18 protein-coding genes and 5 pseudogenes are annotated in these 22,011 nt (G+C 54.2%); 17 read left to right on the plus strand and 6 right to left on the minus strand.

Annotated features, from left to right (window positions below; genetic code table 11):
- Positions 1–288 precede the first annotated feature (288 nt).
- Together K2184_RS28205 and K2184_RS28210 are read left to right on the plus strand one after the other, a co-directional pair.
- Complete coding sequence (locus tag K2184_RS28205) at positions 289–1,257, plus strand: IS5 family transposase (protein WP_072143344.1); 969 nt, start codon at positions 289–291, stop codon at positions 1,255–1,257.
- A gap of 56 nt (positions 1,258–1,313) precedes the next feature.
- Positions 1,314–1,694 (plus strand): annotated as a pseudogene (locus K2184_RS28210) (integrase core domain-containing protein); the annotation flags it as partial.
- A 43-nt stretch (positions 1,695–1,737) separates the two neighbouring features.
- On the opposite strand, the pseudogene K2184_RS28215 reads toward K2184_RS28210, so the two are convergent.
- The 3 genes and pseudogenes from K2184_RS28215 to K2184_RS28225 form a co-directional block, all read right to left on the minus strand.
- Positions 1,738–2,208, minus strand: a pseudogene (locus tag K2184_RS28215) (transposase); the annotation flags it as partial.
- Between the two features lie 45 nt (positions 2,209–2,253).
- Positions 2,254–3,174, minus strand: coding sequence for a response regulator (locus K2184_RS28220; RefSeq protein WP_004181990.1), 921 nt, complete (start codon positions 3,172–3,174; stop codon positions 2,254–2,256).
- Entirely contained in the window at positions 3,137–6,517 is a 3,381-nt protein-coding gene (locus K2184_RS28225) for a hybrid sensor histidine kinase/response regulator (protein WP_004181991.1), read from the minus strand. Before K2184_RS28225 ends, K2184_RS28220 begins: the two co-directional genes overlap by 38 nt.
- Positions 6,518–6,821: 304 nt before the next feature.
- Between K2184_RS28225 and urtA the strand changes: the two genes are divergently transcribed.
- The 6 genes from urtA to K2184_RS28255 are packed head-to-tail and all read left to right on the plus strand — an operon-like array spanning position 6,822 to position 12,609.
- Positions 6,822–8,012, plus strand: coding sequence for an urea ABC transporter substrate-binding protein (gene urtA / locus K2184_RS28230; RefSeq protein ID WP_004197507.1), 1,191 nt, complete (start codon positions 6,822–6,824; stop codon positions 8,010–8,012).
- A 56-nt stretch (positions 8,013–8,068) separates the two neighbouring features.
- Positions 8,069–8,995, plus strand: a complete 927-nt coding sequence (gene urtB, locus K2184_RS28235) for an urea ABC transporter permease subunit UrtB (RefSeq protein WP_004181993.1) — start codon at positions 8,069–8,071, stop codon at positions 8,993–8,995.
- Between the two features lie 6 nt (positions 8,996–9,001).
- Positions 9,002–10,120 carry an urea ABC transporter permease subunit UrtC gene (urtC, locus tag K2184_RS28240; protein ID WP_023158619.1) on the plus strand — a complete coding sequence of 373 codons (1,119 nt, stop codon included), beginning with the start codon at positions 9,002–9,004 and terminating at the stop codon, positions 10,118–10,120.
- The gene (gene urtD, locus K2184_RS28245) at positions 10,117–10,866 is read left to right on the plus strand and encodes an urea ABC transporter ATP-binding protein UrtD (RefSeq protein WP_004181995.1); all 750 of its coding nucleotides are present in this window, start codon (positions 10,117–10,119) and stop codon (positions 10,864–10,866) included. Before urtC ends, urtD begins: the two co-directional genes overlap by 4 nt.
- 10 nt (positions 10,867–10,876) lie before the next feature.
- The gene (gene urtE, locus K2184_RS28250) at positions 10,877–11,566 is read left to right on the plus strand and encodes an urea ABC transporter ATP-binding subunit UrtE (protein ID WP_004181996.1); all 690 of its coding nucleotides are present in this window, start codon (positions 10,877–10,879) and stop codon (positions 11,564–11,566) included.
- Between the two features lie 35 nt (positions 11,567–11,601).
- The gene (locus K2184_RS28255) at positions 11,602–12,609 is read left to right on the plus strand and encodes a formamidase (RefSeq protein WP_004181997.1); all 1,008 of its coding nucleotides are present in this window, start codon (positions 11,602–11,604) and stop codon (positions 12,607–12,609) included.
- A 207-nt stretch (positions 12,610–12,816) separates the two neighbouring features.
- Here K2184_RS28255 and K2184_RS28260 read toward each other — a convergent pair.
- The 3 genes and pseudogenes from K2184_RS28260 to K2184_RS28270 form a co-directional block, all read right to left on the minus strand.
- Positions 12,817–13,514, minus strand: a protein-coding gene (locus K2184_RS28260) for an IS1 family transposase (protein ID WP_223174644.1) whose coding sequence is annotated in 2 segments (ribosomal slippage) — positions 12,817–13,265 and positions 13,265–13,514 — 699 coding nt in all. Because the reading frame shifts where the segments join, the coding sequence is not laid out codon by codon here.
- Between the two features lie 184 nt (positions 13,515–13,698).
- A pseudogene (locus tag K2184_RS28265) lies at positions 13,699–13,803 on the minus strand (transposase domain-containing protein); the annotation flags it as partial.
- Positions 13,760–14,023, minus strand: coding sequence for a transposase (locus K2184_RS28270; protein WP_004118209.1), 264 nt, complete (start codon positions 14,021–14,023; stop codon positions 13,760–13,762). The pseudogene K2184_RS28265 and the gene K2184_RS28270, both read right to left, overlap by 44 nt.
- Before the next feature lie 14 nt (positions 14,024–14,037).
- On the opposite strand from K2184_RS28270, the gene K2184_RS28275 reads away from it, so the two are divergent.
- The 9 genes and pseudogenes from K2184_RS28275 to K2184_RS28315 all read left to right on the plus strand — a co-directional run.
- On the plus strand, positions 14,038–14,301 hold the full coding sequence (locus tag K2184_RS28275) for a hypothetical protein (RefSeq protein WP_004118208.1): 264 nt from the start codon (positions 14,038–14,040) through the stop codon (positions 14,299–14,301).
- A gap of 243 nt (positions 14,302–14,544) precedes the next feature.
- Positions 14,545–14,826: a helix-turn-helix domain-containing protein gene (locus K2184_RS28280; protein ID WP_004152118.1), complete on the plus strand. Its 282-nt coding sequence runs from the start codon at positions 14,545–14,547 to the stop codon at positions 14,824–14,826.
- Positions 14,827–14,860: 34 nt separating this feature from the next.
- Complete coding sequence (gene hsp20, locus K2184_RS28285; protein ID WP_004152117.1) at positions 14,861–15,430, plus strand: small heat shock protein sHSP20; 570 nt, start codon at positions 14,861–14,863, stop codon at positions 15,428–15,430.
- 123 nt (positions 15,431–15,553) lie between these two features.
- The gene (gene clpK, locus K2184_RS28290) at positions 15,554–18,349 is read left to right on the plus strand and encodes a heat shock survival AAA family ATPase ClpK (RefSeq protein ID WP_004152116.1); all 2,796 of its coding nucleotides are present in this window, start codon (positions 15,554–15,556) and stop codon (positions 18,347–18,349) included.
- On the plus strand, positions 18,349–18,546 hold the full coding sequence (locus K2184_RS28295) for a hypothetical protein (protein WP_004152115.1): 198 nt from the start codon (positions 18,349–18,351) through the stop codon (positions 18,544–18,546). Before clpK ends, K2184_RS28295 begins: the two co-directional genes overlap by 1 nt.
- Before the next feature lie 237 nt (positions 18,547–18,783).
- Positions 18,784–18,930: pseudogene (locus tag K2184_RS28300) on the plus strand (phosphate-starvation-inducible PsiE family protein); the annotation flags it as partial.
- 114 nt (positions 18,931–19,044) lie between these two features.
- The gene (locus tag K2184_RS28305; RefSeq protein WP_004152114.1) at positions 19,045–19,533 is read left to right on the plus strand and encodes a phosphate-starvation-inducible PsiE family protein; all 489 of its coding nucleotides are present in this window, start codon (positions 19,045–19,047) and stop codon (positions 19,531–19,533) included.
- Positions 19,520–20,482 carry a zinc metalloprotease HtpX gene (locus K2184_RS28310; protein WP_004152113.1) on the plus strand — a complete coding sequence of 321 codons (963 nt, stop codon included), beginning with the start codon at positions 19,520–19,522 and terminating at the stop codon, positions 20,480–20,482. The genes K2184_RS28305 and K2184_RS28310 overlap by 14 nt, the downstream gene beginning before the upstream one ends.
- 155 nt (positions 20,483–20,637) lie before the next feature.
- Positions 20,638–21,824 (plus strand): annotated as a pseudogene (locus K2184_RS28315) (IS3 family transposase); the annotation flags it as partial.
- Positions 21,825–22,011 lie beyond the last annotated feature (187 nt).

Consider the following 22,011-nt stretch of genomic DNA (forward strand, 5'->3'; position numbering starts at 1 on the left):
CGCAATGTTTTCCATGATGGTTCTCCGAATGAAAGCCTGTCCTCAGCATAGTACTGGGAAGGAGGGAGTGACCATCTCATTAAATATCCTACGTTAAGCCTGTTTTTTGAGCTGGCATGACGGGCAGTTGTGAGCGATAAGCAGACCTTCATTAAGCAAACGGAGGTTGATATTTTCCTGTTGAGGAAAAGTGCTTATCACTACTCATACTAAATTTTAGCCTTAGCGCATTTGGCTAAGAATGATACGGTCAAACGGCTTTGTTGAATAAATCGAACTTTTGCTGAGTTGAAGGATCAGATCACGCATCCTCCCGACAACACAGACCGTTCCGTGGCAAAGCAAAAGTTCAAAATCACCAACTGGCCCACCTACAACAAAGCCCTCATCAACCGTGGCTCCCTCACTTTCTGGCTGGACGATGAAGCGATTCATGCCTGGTATGAGTCGGCAACGCCTTCATCACGGGGAAGACCTCAGCGCTATTCTGACCTTGCCATCACCACCGTCCTGATGATTAAACGCCTGTTCCGGCTGACCCTGCGGGCTGCGCAGGGTTTTATTGATTCCATTTTTGCCCTGATGAACGTTCCGTTGCGCTGCCCGGATTACAGCAGTGTCAGCAAGCGGGCAAAGTCGGTTAATGTCTGTTTCAAAACACCCACCCGGGGTGAAATCGCACACCTGGTGATTGATTCCACCGGGCTGAAGGTTTTTGGTGAAGGCAAATGGAAAGTCAAAAATCACGGCAAAGAGCGCCGTCGTACCTGGCGGAAGCTGCATCTGGCCGTTGACAGCAGAACACATGAAGTCATCTGCGCGGACCTGTCTCTGAACAACGTCACGGACTCAGAAGCTTTCCCGGGTCTTATCCGGCAGACACACAGAAAAATCAGGGCAGCCGCAGCAGACGGCGCTTACGACACCCGACTCTGTCACGATGAACTGCGGCGCAAGAAAATCAGTGCCCTCATCCCGCCCCGAAAAGGAGCGGGTTACTGGCCCGTAGAGTACGCAGACCGTAACCGTGCAGTAGCGAATCAGCGGCTGACCGGGAGTAATGCCCGGTGGAAATGGACAACAGATTACAACCGTCGCTCGATAGCGGAGACGGCCATGTACAGGGTAAAGCAACTGTTCGGAGGTTCACTGACGCTGTGTGATTACGATGGTCAGGTAGTAGAGGCTTTGGGCATGGTGCGTGCGCTGAATAAAATAACGAAGGCTGGTATGCCAGAAAGCGTGCGTATTGCCTGAAAACCCGGTCAGTTACAGAGTCACTCGTCCTGAAGCTGATTTATTCAACAAAGCCTCAGATCACGCGTATTCTGGACAGCATTGCACTGTTCCGAGGCTATCCGGCGACGATAAGAACTGACCAGGGGCCGGAGTTCACTTGCCGCGCACTGGATCAATGGGCTTTTGAGCATGGTGTTGAGTTGCGCTTAATCCAGCCGGGCAAGCCAACGCAGAACGGATTTATTGAGAGCTTTAACGGACGATTTCGCGATGAATGCCTGAATGAGCACTGGTTCAGCGATATCGTTCACGCAAGGAAAATCATTAATGACTGGCGGCAGGATTATAACGAGTGTCGTCCACATTCAGCACTGAATTATCAGACGCCATCAGAGTTTGCAGCACGGTGGCGAAATGTAAAATGTGAAGGTAAACAAACCGACCTTACTAACTGACGGTTGTATCTAATCCTGGGGGCAGGTCACTCGCTGTACGCTTACGGAAGAACTTCTCCGGGATGTGCTGTTTCAGGCGCGCCACGATGTCCCTCTGCGTCAGCGTCTCTGTGGCCAGCTCGCCCGTGTTGTGGTCGTGGTAGCGAAAGCTCAGCGTGGCACTTCCGGCGTAGTGCGCCAGCCGGGAGCCCGCTATCGGCGGCTTTTTCAGGTAACGCCCCAGGTATTTCACGGTGTTTTTGCCACCGTCCGTCTTTTTTGACATGTAGACGTGCCAGTAGTCGCCTCCGGCCGTCAGTATCAGACTGCGCCATTGTGATTCGGTGGTGATATGTGACAGGGACAGCGGCAGGGCCACGCCTTCGAACCAGACGCTCAGCAGAAGCTGGCGGATATTCCACATCCAGCGGGCGCGCATGGCATCCTTACGGAAGCTGATTTTCTTCCACTTCCCGTGCTCATCGATACCGCCACAGGTGACGGAGACGTGGACATGAGGGTGCCAGTTCTGCCTGATAAAAATGTCAGGGCAGGTCTGCGCGAATACGCCTCATTGTCGCTACATTTTCTCCCTGGCATATAGCGAATTTATTGCCAACGCTGCCGCTGCGGTGCGATTGTCCACACTCAGCTTTGGAAATACAATTTCAAGGTGTTTATTCACGGTTCTGGGGCTAAGGTTTAAAATATCGCCAATTTCGCGGTTTGTTTTTCCCCTGGCAATCCACAGGAGGACTTCGGCTTCTCGTTGCGTCAGCCCTAGGTTGTTTTTCAGGCGTTTCACCGCTTCGACTTCTTCATGTCCTTTGATCTCTTCAATACGTAGCAAACTTTCTCCTTCAGCGGTCCGGCGTGAAAGATAGAATTTCAGAGCGATGCCTTGCGATGAAAGATCTAAGGGTATTTTTAAACCTTCCGTATTGTTCAGCCAACCGATGATCCGGTTTACTATTTTTTTATTGGGTTCATACCCGGTATCGCTGAAGTTTTTCATCAGTTGCCATGCATTGGGCGTGGCCCAGCGTAGTTGCCCCTCTTTGCTAAAAACACATAAGGTCTGGCCAACGGAATCCATCGCGCTATAGGCACTGACCGTTAATTTTGAGTTCCGCAAGTGGGTACGCATTCTGACAACCAGCTCTTCCGTGCGTATCGGCTTAATTACGTAATCGACCACCCCGGCATCAAATGCATCAACGATATTCTGCGTATCACTCAGGCCTGTCATGAAAATAATCGGGGTATGCCGCAGCCCCGGATTTTGCCGCAGGCGCTTACTGGTTGAAAACCCATCCAGATGCGGCATTACGGCATCAAGCAGAATGATATCCGGGGTTATCTGGCTGGTTATCGAAAGGGCTTGATTACCCTCCAGAGCGACCAGAACGGTAAAACCGGCTTCATCAAGCGTGTCATTCAACATACTTACCGTGTTGATATCATCATCGACGATAAGTACCGTCGGCTTTGCTATTGCCATTTTTCTCTCCCTCCGGGCGTTCAAGACTCTCGACTATCTCTTTGAATCGAAAGCGCCTCAGCAACTCGGCAAATTTTTCGCCCTCGGCTTTGCTGATCTGGTTAGCGGAAATATGTTTGTCCAGCAGTTCACGAAACCCTCTCACATAACCCAATCTGGCCATCTCTTTTAACGACTCAATCTGGACACGGGTAAGCTGCGAGCGTGGTTCATGTATTTCCGGCTGCTTTGGCGGCTGACATTCCGTGCGCCACTGGAGATGCAATATTTCACCGATGTTCTCCAGTAGTAAAGGGAAACGCAGCGGTTTAACCAGGTAGCGAACTTCCCCTTCGCCAGTGAAGTGGCGGCATTTACCCTCATCCGCTTCCGCAGAAATCATAATTACCGGCGCTAATTGTCCCTTATTACGTAACTGACGTAGCAGTTCCCACCCCGACATTTCAGGCATTGCAACATCCAGAAGAAGAAGGTCGATATGATTTTGCCGGGCTAAATGTAGCGCGACATGACCATTTTCGGCTGTTAGCAGCGTGAAGCCTATGGGCGTGAGTAAATCCATCATCAGCTGCCGATGGGATTCATCATCGTCAACTACCAGCAGGGTGTGTCGCTTGCCTGGATATCCGGTGATTACCGCAGGCTCGGCGGGTTGGTAGGCATCCCCGCTATAGCTTGGCAGCATCAGGGTGAGTTTAAACGTTGTGCCTTCGCCACGGATGCTTTCCACCTGGAGATCGCCACCCATGATATAAGTCAGAAGCCGGGTAATCGTCAGCCCAAGGCCCGTCCCGATCCGACGACTATCGCCGGATACGCGTTCGAAAGGCTTAAAGATGCGTTCCAGGTTCTCAGGGGCGATGCCGATGCCGGTATCGTGAACCGAGAAAAACGCCACCTCGCTACGATACTGGAAATCGAGGGTTACACTGCCTCTGTCCGTGAATTTAACCGCATTAGAAAGCAGATTGATAAGAATTTGCCGGAGGCGTTTCTCATCCGTCATCACCGCCTCGGGCAGCCAGTGTGGGGCGTTGTAGTGAAATGTCAGTCCTTTATCGCTGGCCTGTTGTTCAAACATGGCGACCAGTTGCTGCACCAAATCGCCAATGCGCACTTCTTCACGATATATTTCTAATTTTCCCGCTTCAATTTTCGAAATATCCAGTAATCCCTCAATTAGATTAGCCAGATGCTCGCCGCTTCTGCGCATAATACCGATACCGCGCTGCCGGGCTGGAGGGATATCATCAGCACGTTCGAGTAATTGCGCATAACCCAGCATCGCATTGAGCGGCGTTCTGAGTTCATGAGTAATCCCGGTGAGATAGCGGCTTTTGGCCTGATTAGCATCGTCGGCATCTTCCTTTGCCTGCTGCAATTGCCGGTCCGTCGCTTCATGGGCAATAATTTCTTTCATCAGACGGTCGCTTTGCAGGCGCAATTCCTCTTGCGCAATCTGGCGACTTTTATTTGTCAGGACAAATAGCCAGGTGGTGACGCCGGTTACGATAAGCAGGATAAAAAAAACTTTCCATAACGCCGCGGCGAGAAGGTCCTGCTCGCTGCCGAATTCATCGCGCATCTGAGCGAAAACCAGCATCAAAAGCAGACCGATGACGGAACTGAATAACAGCAAAATGCTGATAAAACTCCACACTCTGGGATCAATTTTGCGTAATGATTTTTCTTTAATAAATATCCCGATAAGCTTTGAAGCCTGTTCCGTATAGCGCGCATGAGGTTTGCAAGTATCGTTGCACTGGACATCGAGAGAACAACATAGTGAGCAAATACTGCCCTGATAAAAAGGACAATAGCTCATCTCTGGTTTTTCAAAATAATTACCGCAGACACAGCATTCCGTTGCCGTGACCTGCACCGGCGTCCGGGAAAAATAGTAACGTCCGCGAGTCAGCCAGGCGATGAAGGGGGCGGTGATAAACGTCAGACACAACGATAACATTGAGGCAAAAACCTGTAGAGGATGACCAAGCCATCCCATCCAGGCTGAGAGACCGCAGAGCATGGCGAGCGTCATCGAACCGATGCCGACAGGATTGATATCGTAGAGATAGGCCCGGCGAAACTCTATTTCCGCTGGTCGTAATTTAAGCCACTTATTTAAGGTGATATCGGCAACCACGCTGCCAAGCCAGGATGTGGCCGCCACCGCATAAATGCCCAGGATATCCTCAAATACGCGATAAACGCCAAGTTCCATCAATAACAGAGCAATACCGACATTAAAAAACAGCCACACGACGCGCCCTGGATGACGATGGGTCAGGCGCAGGAAAAAATTAGACCATGCGATCGAGCCGGCATATGCATTGGTGACGTTAATTTTGAGCTGGGAGAGCACCACAAAAATACCGGTTAATGCCAGTAGCGTTGATGATGAATGGGTGACATAGCTAAATGCCACCAGATACATATGGGTGGGTTCGCTGGCCAGTTCCGCGCCGAGTCCGTAATTAAACGCCAGCACGGCGAGGAAGGAGCCGAGCAGGATCTTGATGGCGCCGATGACAACCCACCCCGGACCTGCGGCAATTACTGCGCCATACCATCTCCAGCGGGCCGGATGTTGTGGCTTTGGTAAAAAACGAACCTGATCGACCTGCTCTCCCACTTGACTTACCAGTGAGAGCAGTACGGAACAGACGGCGCCGAGCTGAAGGAAATCGAAAGAACCATCGCGGGCTGTAATAAAACCAGGGAAGTCGATCCAGTTTTGCAGCACATGATGTTCACGTATTAAAATGAAAATAAAGGGTAATAGCTGTAGCGCCAGCCAGCAAAACTGGGTGAACTGCTGAAAACGGGAAATAAAAGTGAACCCCCAGGTGACGAGGGGAATAACAACAACGGAACCAATCAGATAACCAAAGTGCAATGGCAGGCCAAACAGCATATTAAGCGCCATCGCCATAATAGCGGCTTCCAGGGCGAAAAATATAAAGGTGAAAGAAGCATAGATTAACGAGGTCACCGTGGAACCAAGGTAGCCAAATCCGGCGCCGCGGGTCAGCAAATCAATATCCAGGCCGTTTTTTGCGGCATTAATGGCAATCGGCATTGATAGCGCAAAGATAATAATGCTAACTAAGATAACCGCCACCACCACATAATTAAATCCATAGGTTAACGTCAGCGCGCCGCCAATGGCTTCAAGCGCCAAAAAGGTAATTGCGCTGAGCGCTGTCATAACAACTCGCTTTGCGCTCCAGCGTCGTGCCGAGACCGGCGTATAGCGGAGCGCAAAATCCTCGAGAGTCTGATTGGTCACCCACTGGTTGTAGCGTCTGCGCGATTTAAACGCCTTTTGCTGAACGGTCATTCACTGCTCCTGAAATGATAAAAATGCTGAACTTAACCACAGGCGCGTCTTAGTATTTTCTTGTTATCGCGCACGTGAGCATGTCTTGATTATGAGAATTAACCAATACGTTAAATGACGTAGCCGCTGCGTTACCTCGCGCATTGTTGGATTGATGGACTCTCTCGCATGATAGCCCCAGTTGAGATGAACCATAACGATTATGAGGGCTACCATGAACATTCGTGATTTACCCCAGCCACATAGCAATATGAAAATACCGAGCCCAGGCCGGTTTCACCAGGCGTGCCTCAAAGCGAAACTTTTGGCGATTGCCGGCCTGATGATGGCAGCTAATACGGCCATCGCCGCCCCGGCGACGTCAGTGGTTAATACCACGGGCCTGGCGGTCACCGACAATAGCGTCAAGGTCGGGATACTGCATTCATCCACAGGCACGATGGCCATCAGTGAAACCGGCTCGATTCAGGCTGAAAAGCTGGCTATTGAGCAGATTAACGCTGCCGGAGGGGTACTGGGGAGAAAAATTGAATATGTACAGGAAGACGGGGCCAGCGACTGGCCGACCTTTGCAGAAAAAGCGCGTAAGTTACTGGTCAGTGATAAGGTCGCCGCTATCTTCGGCGGCTGGACTTCGGCTTCCCGCAAAGCCATGCTGCCGGTACTTGAGCAATATAACGGCATGCTCTATTACCCAACCTTTTACGAAGGGCTTGAGCAATCGCCAAACGTTATTTATACCGGACAGGAAGCTACTCAACAGATAATCTCCGGCATTGATTGGGTAGTTAAAAATAAACATGCAAAAACCTTCTACCTGCTTGGCTCTGATTATATTTGGCCGCGTACTGCAAACAAAATCGCCCGTCACCATATTGAAAAGCTGGGGCTGAAAGTCGTTGGCGAAGATTATTACCCACTCGGTAATACGCAGTTCAATTCGGTTATTAACAAAATAAAACTCAAAAAGCCTGATGTTATCTATGCCATTGTTGTCGGCGGTTCGAATGTGGCCTTCTATAAGCAATTGAAGGCGGCGGGGATCGATATGACGCAGGAGAAACCGCTGCTGCTGACCATCTCCGTCACGGAAGATGAGATCCGCGGTATTGGCGGCGAAAATATCGTCGGCGCCTATGCCTCGATGAAGTATTTCCAGAGTATGGATAATCCGGAAAATAAAAGCTTTGTCGCCGCATTTAAAAAGCGCTGGGGTAATGACATGGTTATCGGCGATGTCACTCAGGCGGCCTATCTTGGCCCATGGTTATGGAAAGCGGCGGTTGAGAAAGCTGGCTCGTTCGACGTGGACAAAATTCGTAAGGCCTCGCCCGGTATTGAGTTCAAAGATGCGCCGGAAGGGTATGTACGCATCCATGATAACCATCATCTGTGGTCCAAAACGGTTATCGGTCGCGCTCGTGCGGATGGGCAGTACGACGTGATTTATCAGACGCCAGAACTTATCGAACCGAACCCATTCCCGAAAGACTAACCGACGCTTCCCCCCATATAGCGTGGGGGGGCTTTGACTTCACCGAGGATACTTCCATGTTCAGCGATTATAACTTCGCCGATTTGGCTTCCATTTTTGTCATGCAGGGGTTTTCGGGGCTCAGCCTGTTCGCCGTGTTTGTTCTGATGTCGCTTGGACTCGCTATTATTTTTGGCCAGATGGGCGTGATTAATATGGCTCATGGCGAGTTCATGATCCTGGGTGCTTATGTCACATGGTTGACCGGTAAGTTTTTCAGCGCTTATCTGCCTTCAATCTTCGGCATCTACTTCTTTGTTGCCATTGCCCTTGCTTTCCTGTGTACCGCCTTGCTGGGTACGCTCGTTGAGAAAATCCTGATACGGCATCTGTATAAACGCCCCCTCGACACGCTGCTGGCGACATGGGGTCTGAGCCTGATTCTACAGCAGTGCTATCGTTCGCTATTTGGTCCCCGCGAAGTCGGCGTTGACTTACCTTCATGGCTAATGGGGTCGTATCAGTTTGCCGACAATATTGATATTCCTGTTAATGGGGTATTTGTTCTGCTGCTGACCGTAGTTATTACCGCTTTTACGGCCTGGCTGATTTATTTCTCCGCCTGGGGAATAAAAGTCCGCGCGGTGGTACTTAACCGCCAGATGGCCAGCGCGGTGGGTATTAATACGGCTCAGGTCGATAGTCGAACCTTCGCACTTGGGTGCGGCATCGCCGGGATCGCCGGAAGCGCCTTTACCATGATCGGCTCAACAGGTCCAACGGCTGGCCAGCAGTATATCGTTGACACCTTCCTGGTGGTGGTGTTTGGCGGCGCGCAAAGTTTGCTCGGCACGCTCGCCTCCGCATTTGCCATTTCACAATCGCAATCCACGCTGGAGTTTTTCCTGAGCGGTTCAATGGCGAAGGTGATTACGCTACTGATCGTGGTCGGCATTCTGCTATTGCGTCCGCAAGGTCTTTTCGCCAACCGGGTCCGCCGCTAGGAGTTTATGATGAAACGCATGCAAAATTATCCGCTACTGGGTATTGCCCTGGTGATAGGCCTTATTTTTATCGTCATGCCGCTAACCCTGGATCTTTTCCGTTTAAACCTGATCGGTAAATACCTGACTTATGCATTTGTTGCCGTCGGGCTGGTACTTTGTTGGGGCTACAGCGGTATTCTGAGCCTGGGGCAGGGCATCTTTTTTGGCCTCGGCGGTTATTGTATGGCCATGTTTCTCAAGCTGGAAGCTTCCTCGCCAGCGGAAACAAAAATGCAAACCACCCCGGGCATCCCGGATTTTATGGACTGGAATCAGCTAACCGCTTTGCCCTCGTTCTGGCAGCCATTCCATTCTTTTAGTCTGACAATTCTGGCTATTTTAATCGTGCCCACTATTTGCGCATGGATTCTCGGCAGCGCAATGTTTAAACGCCGCGTTGGCGGGGTGTACTTCGCTATTATCACCCAGGCTATCTCCGCGATCCTGACGATTCTTATTATCGGACAACAGGGTTACACCGGGGGAATTAACGGCATCACGGATTTACGCACGCTTTTAGGTTGGGATATCCGTACTGATTCTGCACGCTATATCCTCTACTTTATTAATGCTGTTTTACTGATGCTGGTTGTGAGCGCGGGCTATTTTATTGTGAATAGCAAGCTCGGCCGACTGATGGTTGCCATTCGCGATAAGGAAGACCGCGTTCGTTTCTCTGGTTATGATGTCGCGAATATCAAAACGGTGGTTTTCTGCATTAGCGCTCTGTTTTCGGCGATCGGTGGCGCGATGTTCACTCTGCAAGTAGGGTTCATGTCGCCAGGGTTTATTGGCACTGTTGCTTCAATTGAAATGGTCGTTTTCTGTGCCGTGGGCGGGCGAGGTTCTTTGCTGGGGGCAGTATATGGCGCCCTTATCGTCAATGCCGCCAAGAGCAGTATTTCCGAGTCTTTTCCTGAACTCTGGACGATTGCCATGGGCCTGCTCTTTATTGCCGTCGTGCTGATTTTCCCGAAAGGACTGGCAGGGCTTTATCAGCAATATATTCACCCGATCGTGATGTCGCTGCTGCGCAAAAAGAGTATGACCAAACCCAGAGTAAACACCGGAGTGCTGAAATGAAAAATCCGATAAAAGAAATAATTTTAGCGGTAGAGGGATTAACCGTTTCATTTAATGGCTTCAAAGCCGTCGATGATTTTTCAATGTACATCGATGAGGGGCAGATTTACGTTATTATTGGCCCAAATGGCGCGGGTAAGACAACAGTGCTTGATCTCATTTGCGGGAAAACAAAGCTAACCAGCGGCAGCATCAAATTTCGCAATAAGGAACTGAGTAAACTTCGGGAAAATAAAATTGTTCATGAAGGGGTTGGGCGTAAATTCCAGAATCCATCAATCTATGAGAACTTAACGGTATTTGAAAATCTCGAGTTATCTTATCCCAAAGCCAGAACCGCGTTGGGCGCCATGTTCTTTCGTCGCACGCCAGAAATAATCGCTGCGGTCGAACAGGTTGCTGGCGAAATTTTCCTTGCCGATTACCTACATACGCAGGCTGACCTTCTCAGCCATGGGCAAAAGCAGTGGTTAGAAATAGGGATGCTACTAATACAAGATCCTAAGCTCATGATGCTGGACGAACCCGTGGCAGGCATGTCTGTCGCCGAACGCCAAAAAACCGCGCAGCTCCTGCGCAAAATTGCCGGGGGACGTTCTGTACTGGTGATTGAACACGACATGCAGTTCGTCGAAGACATTGCCGATCATGTCACCGTCATGCACCAGGGAAAAGTATTGTCGGAAGGTAGCATCAATAAAGTCAAAAACGACCCTCGGGTTATTGACGTTTATCTTGGTCATTAAGGAGACACGGATGCTGAAAATTTCTGATTATGCTGTCGCATATGGTCAGAGCCAGGTCATCAGTGGACTGAATCTGACGTTAGCAGAGGGTGAAATCGTCGCTCTGGTAGGGCGCAATGGTATGGGTAAAACCACGCTGATGAAATCACTGATTGGTATGATACCGTCCTGTGCCGGTGAGTTAGAGTTTGCCGGTACAAATATTACCGGCTTGCTTAGTTACCAGCGTGTTCAGCATGGCATTGGCTTTGTCCCGCAGGGGCGAATGGTATTTTCAACCATGACGGTTGAAGAAAATATAAAAACGGGGATTCGCCAATCCCGTTCGTTACAGGTTCCTGAATACCTGTATGACTATTTCCCTGTGCTGAAAGAAATGCGCAAACGGATGGCGGGAAATCTTTCCGGTGGTCAGCAGCAGCAGCTCGTTATGGCCAGAGCTCTCGCCGGTAAACCCAAATTACTTTTGCTGGATGAACCAACGGAGGGAATTCAACCGTCAATTATTAAAGAAATGGCAAAAATATTACGTAAGATTCGTGATGCAGAAGGGTTGACCATATTAGTTTCCGAGCAGGTTTTAAGCTTTGTACTCGATGTGTCAGATAAAATTGTTGTTATTGAGAAAGGCAATATTGTTCATCAACAGGCGCGTTCTGGTGCTGATGAAGAACAAATTGCGTCATATCTGTCGGTTTAAATTTATATCACCAACTTAACTACGAGAGGTCTGCTATGGGTAGCACCGGAAGTGTAAGCTCCTGGGATGAAGCGTTATTAATTGCCGCCATCCAATACCCCGTTCCCGTTATTAAAGGACCGGAGGATATCCAGATACAGGTCGATAAGATTTGTAAGGCCGTTGACTCCACCAAAGCCGGATATCCGGGACTTGATGTTATCGTCTTCCCGGAATATTCAACCCAGGGACTGAATACTAAAATCTGGACCTATGACGAGATGTTACTCACTCTCGATAGCCCGGAGATTGGTCAGTTCAAAGAGGCCTGTATCCGCAACGGCATCTGGGGGGTATTTTCCTTAATGGAGCGCAATGAAGACCCGTCTCTTCCACCGTACAACACCGCTATTATCATTAACGATCGGGGCGATATCGCTCTGCATTACCGCAAGCTGCAACCATGGGTTCCGATTGAGCCCTGGATGCCGGGAAATATGGGAATGCCGGTATGCGATGGGCCTAAAGGTTCTAAACTCGCCGTCTGCATATGCCATGACGGCATGTTCCCGGAACTGGCGCGTGAGGCTGCTTATAAAGGCTGCAATGTCTATATCCGTATTTCGGGCTATTCCACGCAGGTGAACGATCAGTGGATCTGGACCAACCGGACGAATGCCTGGCAAAACCTGATGTATACCGTTTCGGTGAATCTGGCCGGTTATGACGATGTCTTTTATTACTTCGGCGAGGGTACGGTCTGCAATTATGACGGTAACGTCATTCAGCAGGGGCACCGCAACCCATGGGAAATTGTTACCGCAGAGCTGTTCCCGCGCCTGGTGGATAAAGCGCGTGAAAACTGGGCGTTGGAAAACAATATTTTCAACCTTGGCTGCCGGGGCTATGTCGGCAAACCGGGAGGCGAACGCGAGAATTACCTGACCTGGGTGCGCGATCTTGCCAATGGCGAATACAAACTTCCGTGGGATGAAAATGTCAAAATTCGCGATGGCTGGAAGTATTATCCTGATGGGGTGCAATTAGGCCCGCTACCTAAATAAATTGAGTGTGCCAGGCGCTAAGTCAATCACTTTAAAGACTGAAGTCTGGCGCAGTAGCCCCTGAAAGTTGAATATCCAATTCCAATGAGTAGGGGGCTGAGCCATCCGGTAAGGGCTGAATTTGCCTGCGGGATTGGCTCAGCCCGCCAGACCCGTTTGGTGTTGCGCCGGACAATGTCCGGCGGCAAAGAAGGTAATGACTCCAACTTACTGATAGTGTTTTATGTTCAGATAATGCCCGATGACTTTGTCATGCAGCTCCACCGATTTTGAGAACGACAGTGACTTCCTGCCCAGCCTTGCCAGATGCTGCCTCAGATTCAGGTTATGCCGCTCAATGCGCTGCGTATATCGCTTGCTGATAACGTGCAGTTCTCCCTTCAGGCGTGATTCATAAAGCGGCCAGCCATCCGTCATCCATACCACGACCTCAAAGGCCGACAGCAGGCCCAGAAGACGCTCCAGCGTGGACAACGTGCGTTCACCGAATACGTGCGCCACAACCGTCCTCCGTATCCTGTCATACGCGTAAAACAACCAGCGCTGGCGTGATTTAGCACCGACGTAACCCCACTGTTCGTCCATTTCCGCGCAAACAATGACGTCACTGCCCGGTTGTATGCGTGAGGTTACCGACTGCGGTCTGAGTTTTTTAAGTGACGTAAAATCGTGTTGAGGCCAACGCCCATAATGCGGGCGGTTGCCCGGCATCCAACGCCATTCATGGCCATATCAATGATTTTCTGGTGCGTACCGGGCTGAGAGGCGGTGTAAGTGAACTGTAGTTGCCATGTTTTACGGCAGTGAGAGCAGAGATAGCGCTGATGTCCGGCAGTGCTTTTGCCGTTACGCACCACGCCTTCAGTAGCGGAGCAGGAAGGACATCTGATGGAAATGGAAGCCACCCGCACAGCGCGCTGGGATATCACTCCCCGAGGGAATACCGGCAGCGGACATCGTTAACTTAAGATACAAAAGCTGTTCGGAGATGGAGGGTCAAGATCAGGGTGACCTGCGCCATGATGTTATCCGAGCCCTGTTTCCTAATCACTACACCGGTATTTGATTACCCAGGTCAACTTCAGGCTGTTACAGGGACGGCAACCGTGTCAGCACATCCTTGAGATAGGCATACGGATCGTGCCCATTATTACGGGCCGACTGGATCAAACTCATGATCGCAGCAGCGCGCTTGAGTATGCGAACCCACGCCGAGCATTTGAGAAGGCAACGGGATGAACGCTGGCTGGATAGCCGTGGTTTTCTGGGTAGGCAGCCGAATCCATTTGTGGTCGAGGTTGGCATTGAGGCTGTAGCCCAAGGCGATGTTTGCGATGGAGGCACCGGGTTCAGAACACTCCTGAATGACCTGAGCCTTGAAAGATTTGCTGTAGGTACGGCGCTGAGGGCGCATGGAAAATCCGCTTGATGGGCCATGGCCTTCGGCGGCGGTGTCGGGAAGGTGTGTTGGCCGGACGGATACTGTTGAACTACGTTGTCTGGGGCAACGGAAGTGTTTCGGCCCGACTCTGGAACGCGATCCGCAGCGACGACTGGGCAATTCCGCACGTTAGCCTGAGCAGCCTCGGGGAAATCGTCGTCTGGGCGCGCCCAGACGAGTTTCCGCCAAGGAACATGCAGACGAGCAAGGGGCTGCGGGCACTCGGCTACAACGTGAGGATCGGTGTTTGATCGAGGCGCCTGTGGTACACGCAGGCTGACGAGCCAGGCGCTGTCCATTGCCTGATCAGACCGCCCCGCTGCGCCTTGCCTGAGCAGTTGACCTGCATCAATGGGGCGGGAGAACGCTGTACATTGACTCTTGAAGGCTGTCATGGTAAGCGTAATATCTTACAAAGTATTACAAGGATTTCCTTGGCCGGAACCGCAAAGCGACGCGATTGGAGAGGGTGAGATGAAAGCGCACCTACAGGGATGAAAGCGCACCTACAGGTGATTTTCACGCTCGATGAATTGGCTGCGTACTTGAAAGTCGGCAAGCGGACGCTTTATCGGCTCGCCGCGCACGGGGAAATTCCGGCTTTCAAGGTGGGCGGGACGTGGCGGTTTCCTCAAAGTGAAATCGATCAGTGGATCAATGATCAGACCCGAGCCGCAGCAAAGAAGGAGGTGATGCGCAAGCGTGAACAGCAGAAGTCATCCGAGCAGCCCGTGTCGCCTGGGCGCACTGCCCGTCACAGCAGGCAAAGGGCTTGAGTAACTCGTTTTCCAATTTTTCTGGAGGTATGACATGGACATCGATTTCAAGAAGTTGGCTCCCTGGAACTGGTTCAAGAACGAGCAGCAAGAGCAGCAGACCGTCTCTTCCCTGCCGGTGCAGCGCAATGACCTGCCAGCGGCGAGCGGGCCAGTCAGCCCGATCCTGCAACTGCATCGGGAAATCGACCGGCTGTTCGATGACGCATTCCGGGGCTTCGGTTTTCCGGCGTTGAACATGCCGCAGTGGCCATCCGATTGGTCGGGCATGCTGAAGCCGGCCCTGGACATCCAGGAAACCGACAAGCAGTACAAGATTGCCCTGGAAGTGCCCGGTGTCGAGGAGAAGGACATCCAGATCACTCTCGACAACGACGTGCTGATGGTGCGTGGCGAGAAGCGCCAGGAACAGGAGAAGAAGGAAGGTGGCTTCCACCGTGTGGAGCGCTCCTACGGCAGCTTTCAGCGTGCCTTGAACCTGCCTGACGACGCCAACCAGGATTCGATCAAAGCATCGTTCAAGAACGGGGTGCTCACGGTCACGATCGACAAGCGCGAGGTCAGCGCGCCGAAGCAGGGACGCTCGATCCCGATCAACGGCTGACGTCGCCGGCTCGTTCGTCACAAGAAAAACCCGGCACGAGACGAGGCGTCGCGGTTCGCGATGCCTCGTCGCCTCAACCTTGTCAACCTTGTCAACCTTGTCAACCTTCTCAGGAGCATCAGCATGGCCAGAAAACAATGCCAGGTCTGCGGCCAACCCGCCACCGTGCGGGTGGAAGCCAATCTCAACGGTCGTCACAGCACCATGCTGTTGTGCGACGACCATTACCGGCAATTAGTGCGCCAGCAAAAGCGCACCGTTTCGCCGCTGGAAGCCTTGTTCGGCTCGCGCAGCGGCCTGTTCGAGGACTTCCTCGGCAGTGACTTCTTCCGCATCGGCGACGACGCGACGCCAGTTGCCGCCGATACCGATGACGTGGTCGATGCCTCGTTTGGCGAGCCCGCCGCCGCAGGTTCGGGTGCGCCGCGCCGTCGCGGCAGTGGGCTGGCCAGCCGCATCAGCGAACAGTCGGAAGCCTTGCTGCAGGAGGCCGCCAAACACGCTGCCGAATTTGGCCGCTCCGAGGTGGATACCGAACATCTGCTGCTGGCGCTGGCCGACAGCGACGTGGTCAAGACCATCCTGGGTCAGTTCAAGATCAAGGTCGATGACCTCAAGCGGCAGATCGAGTCTGAGGCCAAGCGCGGGGACAAGCCCTTCGAGGGCGAGATCGGCGTGTCGCCGCGCGTGAAGGATGCGCTCAGCCGCGCCTTCGTGGCCTCCAATGAACTCGGCCATTCTTATGTCGGTCCAGAGCATTTCCTGATCGGTCTGGCTGAGGAAGGCGAAGGGCTGGCCGCCAACCTGCTGCGCCGCTACGGCCTGACGCCGCAGGCGCTGCGCCAACAGGTCAGCAAGGTGGTCGGCAAGGGCGCCGAGGATGGCCGCGCTGAGACGCCGACCAACACGCCAGAACTCGACAAGTACTCGCGCGACCTGACCAAGATGGCGCGCGACGGCAAGCTCGACCCGGTGATCGGCCGCGCGCAGGAGATCGAAACCACCATCGAGGTGCTGGCCCGGCGCAAGAAGAACAACCCGGTGCTGATCGGCGAGCCGGGTGTGGGCAAGACCGCCATCGTCGAAGGGCTGGCGCAGCGCATGGTGGCGGGTGAAGTGCCCGAGACCTTGCGCGACAAGCGCCTGGTGGAACTCAACATCAACGCCATGGTGGCCGGCGCCAAATATCGCGGCGAGTTCGAGGAGCGCGTGCAGAAGGTGCTGAAGGAGGTGACCGAGCACCAGGGCGAGCTGATTTTGTTCATCGACGAGGTGCACACCATCGTCGGTGCCGGCCAGGGCGGTGGCGAAGGCGGGCTGGACGTGGCCAACGTGTTCAAACCGATGATGGCGCGCGGTGAACTCAACCTGATCGGCGCCACGACGCTGAACGAGTACCAGAAATACATCGAGAAGGATGCCGCACTGGAGCGGCGCTTCCAGCCGGTGACGGTACCCGAGCCGACGGTGGCCCAGGCCATCATGATTCTGCGCGGCCTGCGCGACACCTTCGAGGCGCACCACAAGGTCAGCATCTCCGAGGACGCGATCATCGCGGCGGCCGAGTTGTCCGACCGCTACATCACGGCGCGCTTCCTGCCGGACAAGGCAATCGACTTGCTCGACCAGGCGGCCGCGCGCGTGAAGCTGTCGGCCACGGCCCGGCCGGTGGCCGTGCAGGAGCTGGAGTCCGAACTGCACCAGCTGCGGCGTGAACAGGATTACGTGGCCGCGCGCAAGCAGTACGACCAGGCCGCCGAGCTCGGGAAGCGCATCGAAGCCAAGGAGGCCGAGCTCAAGAAGCTCGTCGAGGACTGGGAGCGGGAGCGGGCCTCCGGCAGTGCCGAGGTCAAGGCGGAACACGTGGCGCAGATCGTCTCGCGCCTGACCGGCATCCCGGTCAACGAGTTGACGGTGGAAGAGCGCGAAAAGCTGCTGCACTTGGAACAACGGCTGCACGAGCGCCTGGTGGGACAAGACGAGGCGGTCCGTGCCGTGGCCGATGCCGTGCGGCTGTCCCGCGCCGGCCTGCGTGAAGGCAGCAAACCGGTGGCTACCTTCCTGTTTCTGGGCCCGACCGGGGTGGGCAAGACCGAGCTCGCCAAGGCATTGGCCGAATCGATCTACGGCGATGAGCACGCCCTGTTGCGCATCGACATGTCGGAATATGGCGAACGCCATACCGTGGCGCGATTGGTGGGCGCGCCTCCGGGCTATGTCGGTTACGACGAAGGCGGTCAGCTCACCGAGAAGGTGCGGCGCAAGCCCTACAGCGTGCTGCTGCTCGACGAGATCGAGAAGGCACACCCTGACGTATACAACATCCTGCTGCAAGTGTTCGACGACGGTCGCCTCACCGACGGCAAGGGCCGGGTGGTGGATTTCACCAACACCATCATCATCGCCACGTCCAACCTGGGTTCGGACATCATCCAGCGACGGCTGAAGGCGCGCGGGGCGGCCGGCGAGGAGTACGAAAAGACCAAGGCCGGAGTCATGGACGTGCTGCGCGGCCATTTCCGGCCCGAGTTCCTCAACCGCATCGACGAGATCATCGTCTTCCATGCGCTGGGCAAGGAGGAGATCCGCCACATCGTCGGCCTGCAGCTCGATCGCGTGGCGCGCAGCGCCGCCAGCCAGGGCGTGACGCTCACTTTCGATCAGACGCTGATCGACCATTTCGCGGAAGAAGGCTACAAGCCCGAGTTCGGTGCGCGTGAACTCAAGCGCCTGATCCGCAGCGAGCTGGAAACTGCGCTGGCGCGCGAGATGCTCGGCGGCGGCATCGGCAAGGGCGATCACGCCAGCGCACGCTGGGACGACAAGGCCGAACGCGTGGTGTTCGAACGCAAAGAGCCACCGCAGACCCCGGCCGAGCCGGAGCAGCCGGATGCCGCGAAGGCGAGTGACGCATCTTGATGGCGGGCGAGGCTGCCGTGTCCGACCCCATCGGCCTGGCACTGGCATGGGCAGCCTCCCTGGCCTCGATCGCGGTGGCGGTCGTGGCCGCAGGTCACGCGGGCGTCTACAAGCGTGATGAGCAGTCGGCCACGCCGTGGGGACTGCTCATCAGCGGCGGCACTGCCCTCCCGCTCGCTGGCCATCCGTTCGCGTGACGGCGCGGCCCATCTGTTCACCTGATCCTCTGGCAACTCGACTTTCGAGGAACAAGGCCCATGGCTGGGTGACGCGGGCAGGCAACTGATAGTCGGTACTCTGTTCGACATCTCTTCTCGCAAGGAAATAGAGCAGCAGTTGCTGCGTATGGTGATCACCGACCCCTTTGCTTCACGGTTGAGGGAACATGTTCGCGCAACCGACATGGCTGCCCGGATTGGGGGGAGGAATTCGCTGTGTTGTTGGAAGCGGCATCGATAGAAGGCGCCCAAGTATGGGCGGAGCGATTTCGTCAGGACACTGCGGCGACAGCGGTGGTGTGTGGAGAGGTGTCGATCAGCTATAGCGCCAGCATGGGGGGGGCTCTCCTTGACCCCCGTTTGCACTCTGTCGAGCAGGTGATGCTGCAGGCGGACAGCGCGCTCTACCAGGCAAAAAAGACAAGGGTGCAACCAAGTTGTGGGCGCACAAGTATTTCAGAATTGAGAGGAGTGGCGATGAAGGAAAAGCAAGCAGACCCGATCAAAACATTTCGCGCCCAATGGGCAGTGATGACGTTCTACGAGCGCTTTGAACAGGTGATCGCGCTCGCGCTGTCCGCAATCATTGCCGTTATCATCGTGGTCTCGCTGCTGCAGCTGATCTCGATCGTCTTCAGCCTGCTGATCATTGATGCATTCAATCCGCTCGATCACAAGGTCTTCCAGACCGTGTTCGGCATGATCATGACGCTGCTCATTGCCATGGAGTTCAAGCATTCCATCGTGAGGGTGGCCTTGCGGCGCGACAGCATCATCCAGGTCAAGACGGTGATCCTGATCGGGCTGATCGCCCTGGCGCGTAAATTCGTGATCCTCGACCCGGAGACCGGCCCCGCCAAGGTCGCGGCGCTTGCAGGCGCGACACTGGCCCTCGGGGCGACTTACTGGCTGCTGCGCGAGCGCGATGACCGGACAGCCGGGGAAAGCTCAGATGATCAGTCGTGATCTGCGCCACGCGCAGAATGTCGGCGCGCGGCATCGCTGGCACAATCGCCTGCAAACCGTGCTGTTGGTGCTGACCCTGCTCGGAATTGCCGCCGTCGCTGGCAGCCTGCTGTTGGGTGACGGCGGGCTTTGGCTGGCGCTTGCGGCTGCGGGGTTCACCCTGCTGCTTGAACCGGCGGCCGCCTCCGGGCTGACCTTGCGGCTGTATGGCGCACGCCCCCTGCACCCGGATGAAGCGCCCGATCTTTGGGCTGTGTTGCGCGAACTGGCGGCGCGGGCCGGGCTGCCTACCGTGCCGGTACCGCACTACGTGCCCAGCGGGGTCGTCAACGCCTTCGCCACCGGTTCGAAGCATCACGCGGCCATCGCGCTGACCGACGGCCTGCTGCGTAGCCTCACGCCCCGCGAGTTGACCGGCGTGCTCGGCCACGAAATCGCGCATATTGCGAACGAGGATTTGCGTGTCATGGGCTTGGCCGATTCCATCAGCCGGCTCACCCATCTTCTGGCCTTGTTGGGGCAGCTTGCGATCGTGCTCAGTTTGCCAACGCTATTGCTTGGAGTCACGGAAGTCAATTGGCCCGCGTTGCTTCTACTTGCGGTCGCGCCACAGCTGGCCTTGCTGGCTCAGTTGGGCTTGTCCAGGGTGCGCGAATTCGACGCCGACCGGCTCGCTGCCGAATTGACCGGCGACCCGCACGGGCTGGCCTCAGCGCTCGCCAAGATCGAGCGGGTGAGCCGCTCCTGGCGCGCCTGGCTGCTGCCCGGATGGGGCAATCCGGAACCCTCCTGGTTGCGCACGCATCCAGCGACGGCTGAACGCATTGAGCGCTTGCTAGAACTAGCTCCGCCGCCCGCGATGCCGCCGTTTCCATCGGCCCGTTTCGACCCCGAAGTGACCGTATCACCACGTCCGCCACGCTGGCGCACTGGCGGCCTTTGGCGCTGATTTCAACATGGAGAATGACGTGACCTACCCGACCCCTACAGCCGCCCGGAGCCGGATCGATTCATCCGGCGCTGGCTCGTCATCACTGGCTGCATCGCCGCACTCATGCTGCTGTGGCAGTTCCTGCCCGCCATCGAAGCCTGGTTCAGTCCCCACGAAACAAATGCTTCAGCCCGGAAGAGAGGTCTCAGGCCGTCCGGGAGCTCTGTAACCGACGTGGAACCGCGCGTAAAGTTGCACAAAGCATAGGCGTCAGCGTCCCGGTCCTGTACAAATGGAAGAAAGACCTTATCAGTGACGAGGCTTATCAATCCATGCGCAAACGAAAGTCAGCCCCTCAGGATAAAAATCAGGATGCTTTACTCGGTGAAATCCAGCGTCTCAGGAAGCAGGTTCATCAGCTGCAGCTCGAACGTGACATACTGACAAAGGCGAATGAACTGATAAAAAAAGATCTGGGCGTCAGCTTTCTGAAACTGAAAAACAGGGAGAAAACCCTGATAGTTGATGCCCTTAAGAAAAAGTACCCCGTTGCTGAGTTGCTAAGCGTTCTGCAACTTGCCCGCAGCTGTTATTTTTACCAAAACGTCTGTACGATAAGTATGCGGAAATACGCGTGATCATGGCCGATATCTTTGAGGAGAATTACCGCTGTTACGACTATCGGCGCCTTCACGCGATGCTTCGCGGTAACAACAGGGTTATTTCTGAAAAGGTTGTCCGCAGACTGATGGCAGAAGAGCAGCTCGTTGTTAAGCGCACCAGGCGACGACGATACAACTCTTACTGTGGCGAAATCGGCCCGGCACCGGAAAATTTACTCGCCCGGGATTTTAGTTCCTGCAGGCCAAATGAGAAGTGGCTGACCGATATTACGGAGTTCCAGCTTCCGGCTGGAAAAGTCTATCTGTCGCCGGTTATCGACTGCTTTGATGGCCTGGTTGTAAGCTGGTCGATAGGAACACGCCCGGACGCGACGCTGGTGAATACGATGCTCGATGACGCACTCGATACGCTCAACGAACATGATAAACCAGTGATACACAGCGATCGTGGTGGCCATTACCGGTGGCCGGGCTGGCTCGAGCGTATCAACACCTCCGGACTTATAAGGTCCATGTCGCGCAAAGGATGCTCGTCGGATAATGCTGCGTGTGAAGGCTTCTTCGGGCGTATCAAAAACGAAATGTTCTATGGCAGAGACTGGGCGGGTATCACGCTGGAAAAATTTATCTGCTTCCTGGACAGGTACATACGCTGGTATAACGAGAAACGTATCAAGCTATCATTAGGTGCAATGAGTCCTGTGAAGTACCGGCAGCATCTTGGGATCACAACATAACAGTCCAGGAAAACATCCGCAGCCCCCTAATAGACATTAGCATTGAGCCCCTACAATACATGTCTAGCCAATGTTGAAATGTCGTGCTGAAAACAAAGCTGACCTGACGTCAGTGGAGAGTCTGGACAATGCCTTTTTAAGGTTGAGTCAGGCTTTGGAGGAAGAACGTGGTTGCCAGGTTTTCTCG

It is taken from the genome of Klebsiella sp. K5-306 (genome assembly GCF_051835185.1).
Lineage (GTDB): Bacteria > Pseudomonadota > Gammaproteobacteria > Enterobacterales > Enterobacteriaceae > Klebsiella > Klebsiella oxytoca.

What these genes read in the sequence shown, in the direction of transcription:
- K2184_RS28255 (WP_004181997.1), top strand. Translation starts at nt 11,602, where the DNA reads ATGGGTAGCACCGGAAGTGTAAGCTCCTGGGATGAAGCGTTATTAATT.
- urtE (WP_004181996.1), top strand. Translation starts at nt 10,877, where the DNA reads ATGCTGAAAATTTCTGATTATGCTGTCGCATATGGTCAGAGCCAGGTC.
- K2184_RS28225 (WP_004181991.1), bottom strand. Translation starts at nt 6,517, where the DNA reads ATGACCGTTCAGCAAAAGGCGTTTAAATCGCGCAGACGCTACAACCAG.
- K2184_RS28305 (WP_004152114.1), top strand. Translation starts at nt 19,045, where the DNA reads ATGAAGGAAAAGCAAGCAGACCCGATCAAAACATTTCGCGCCCAATGG.
- urtC (WP_023158619.1), top strand. Translation starts at nt 9,002, where the DNA reads ATGATGAAACGCATGCAAAATTATCCGCTACTGGGTATTGCCCTGGTG.
- K2184_RS28280 (WP_004152118.1), top strand. Translation starts at nt 14,545, where the DNA reads ATGAAAGCGCACCTACAGGTGATTTTCACGCTCGATGAATTGGCTGCG.
- K2184_RS28295 (WP_004152115.1), top strand. Translation starts at nt 18,349, where the DNA reads ATGGCGGGCGAGGCTGCCGTGTCCGACCCCATCGGCCTGGCACTGGCA.
- K2184_RS28220 (WP_004181990.1), bottom strand. Translation starts at nt 3,174, where the DNA reads ATGGCAATAGCAAAGCCGACGGTACTTATCGTCGATGATGATATCAAC.
- urtB (WP_004181993.1), top strand. Translation starts at nt 8,069, where the DNA reads ATGTTCAGCGATTATAACTTCGCCGATTTGGCTTCCATTTTTGTCATG.
- K2184_RS28270 (WP_004118209.1), bottom strand. Translation starts at nt 14,023, where the DNA reads ATGCGCCCTCAGCGCCGTACCTACAGCAAATCTTTCAAGGCTCAGGTC.
- K2184_RS28275 (WP_004118208.1), top strand. Translation starts at nt 14,038, where the DNA reads ATGGGCCATGGCCTTCGGCGGCGGTGTCGGGAAGGTGTGTTGGCCGGA.
- urtD (WP_004181995.1), top strand. Translation starts at nt 10,117, where the DNA reads ATGAAAAATCCGATAAAAGAAATAATTTTAGCGGTAGAGGGATTAACC.
- K2184_RS28310 (WP_004152113.1), top strand. Translation starts at nt 19,520, where the DNA reads ATGATCAGTCGTGATCTGCGCCACGCGCAGAATGTCGGCGCGCGGCAT.
- hsp20 (WP_004152117.1), top strand. Translation starts at nt 14,861, where the DNA reads ATGGACATCGATTTCAAGAAGTTGGCTCCCTGGAACTGGTTCAAGAAC.
- clpK (WP_004152116.1), top strand. Translation starts at nt 15,554, where the DNA reads ATGGCCAGAAAACAATGCCAGGTCTGCGGCCAACCCGCCACCGTGCGG.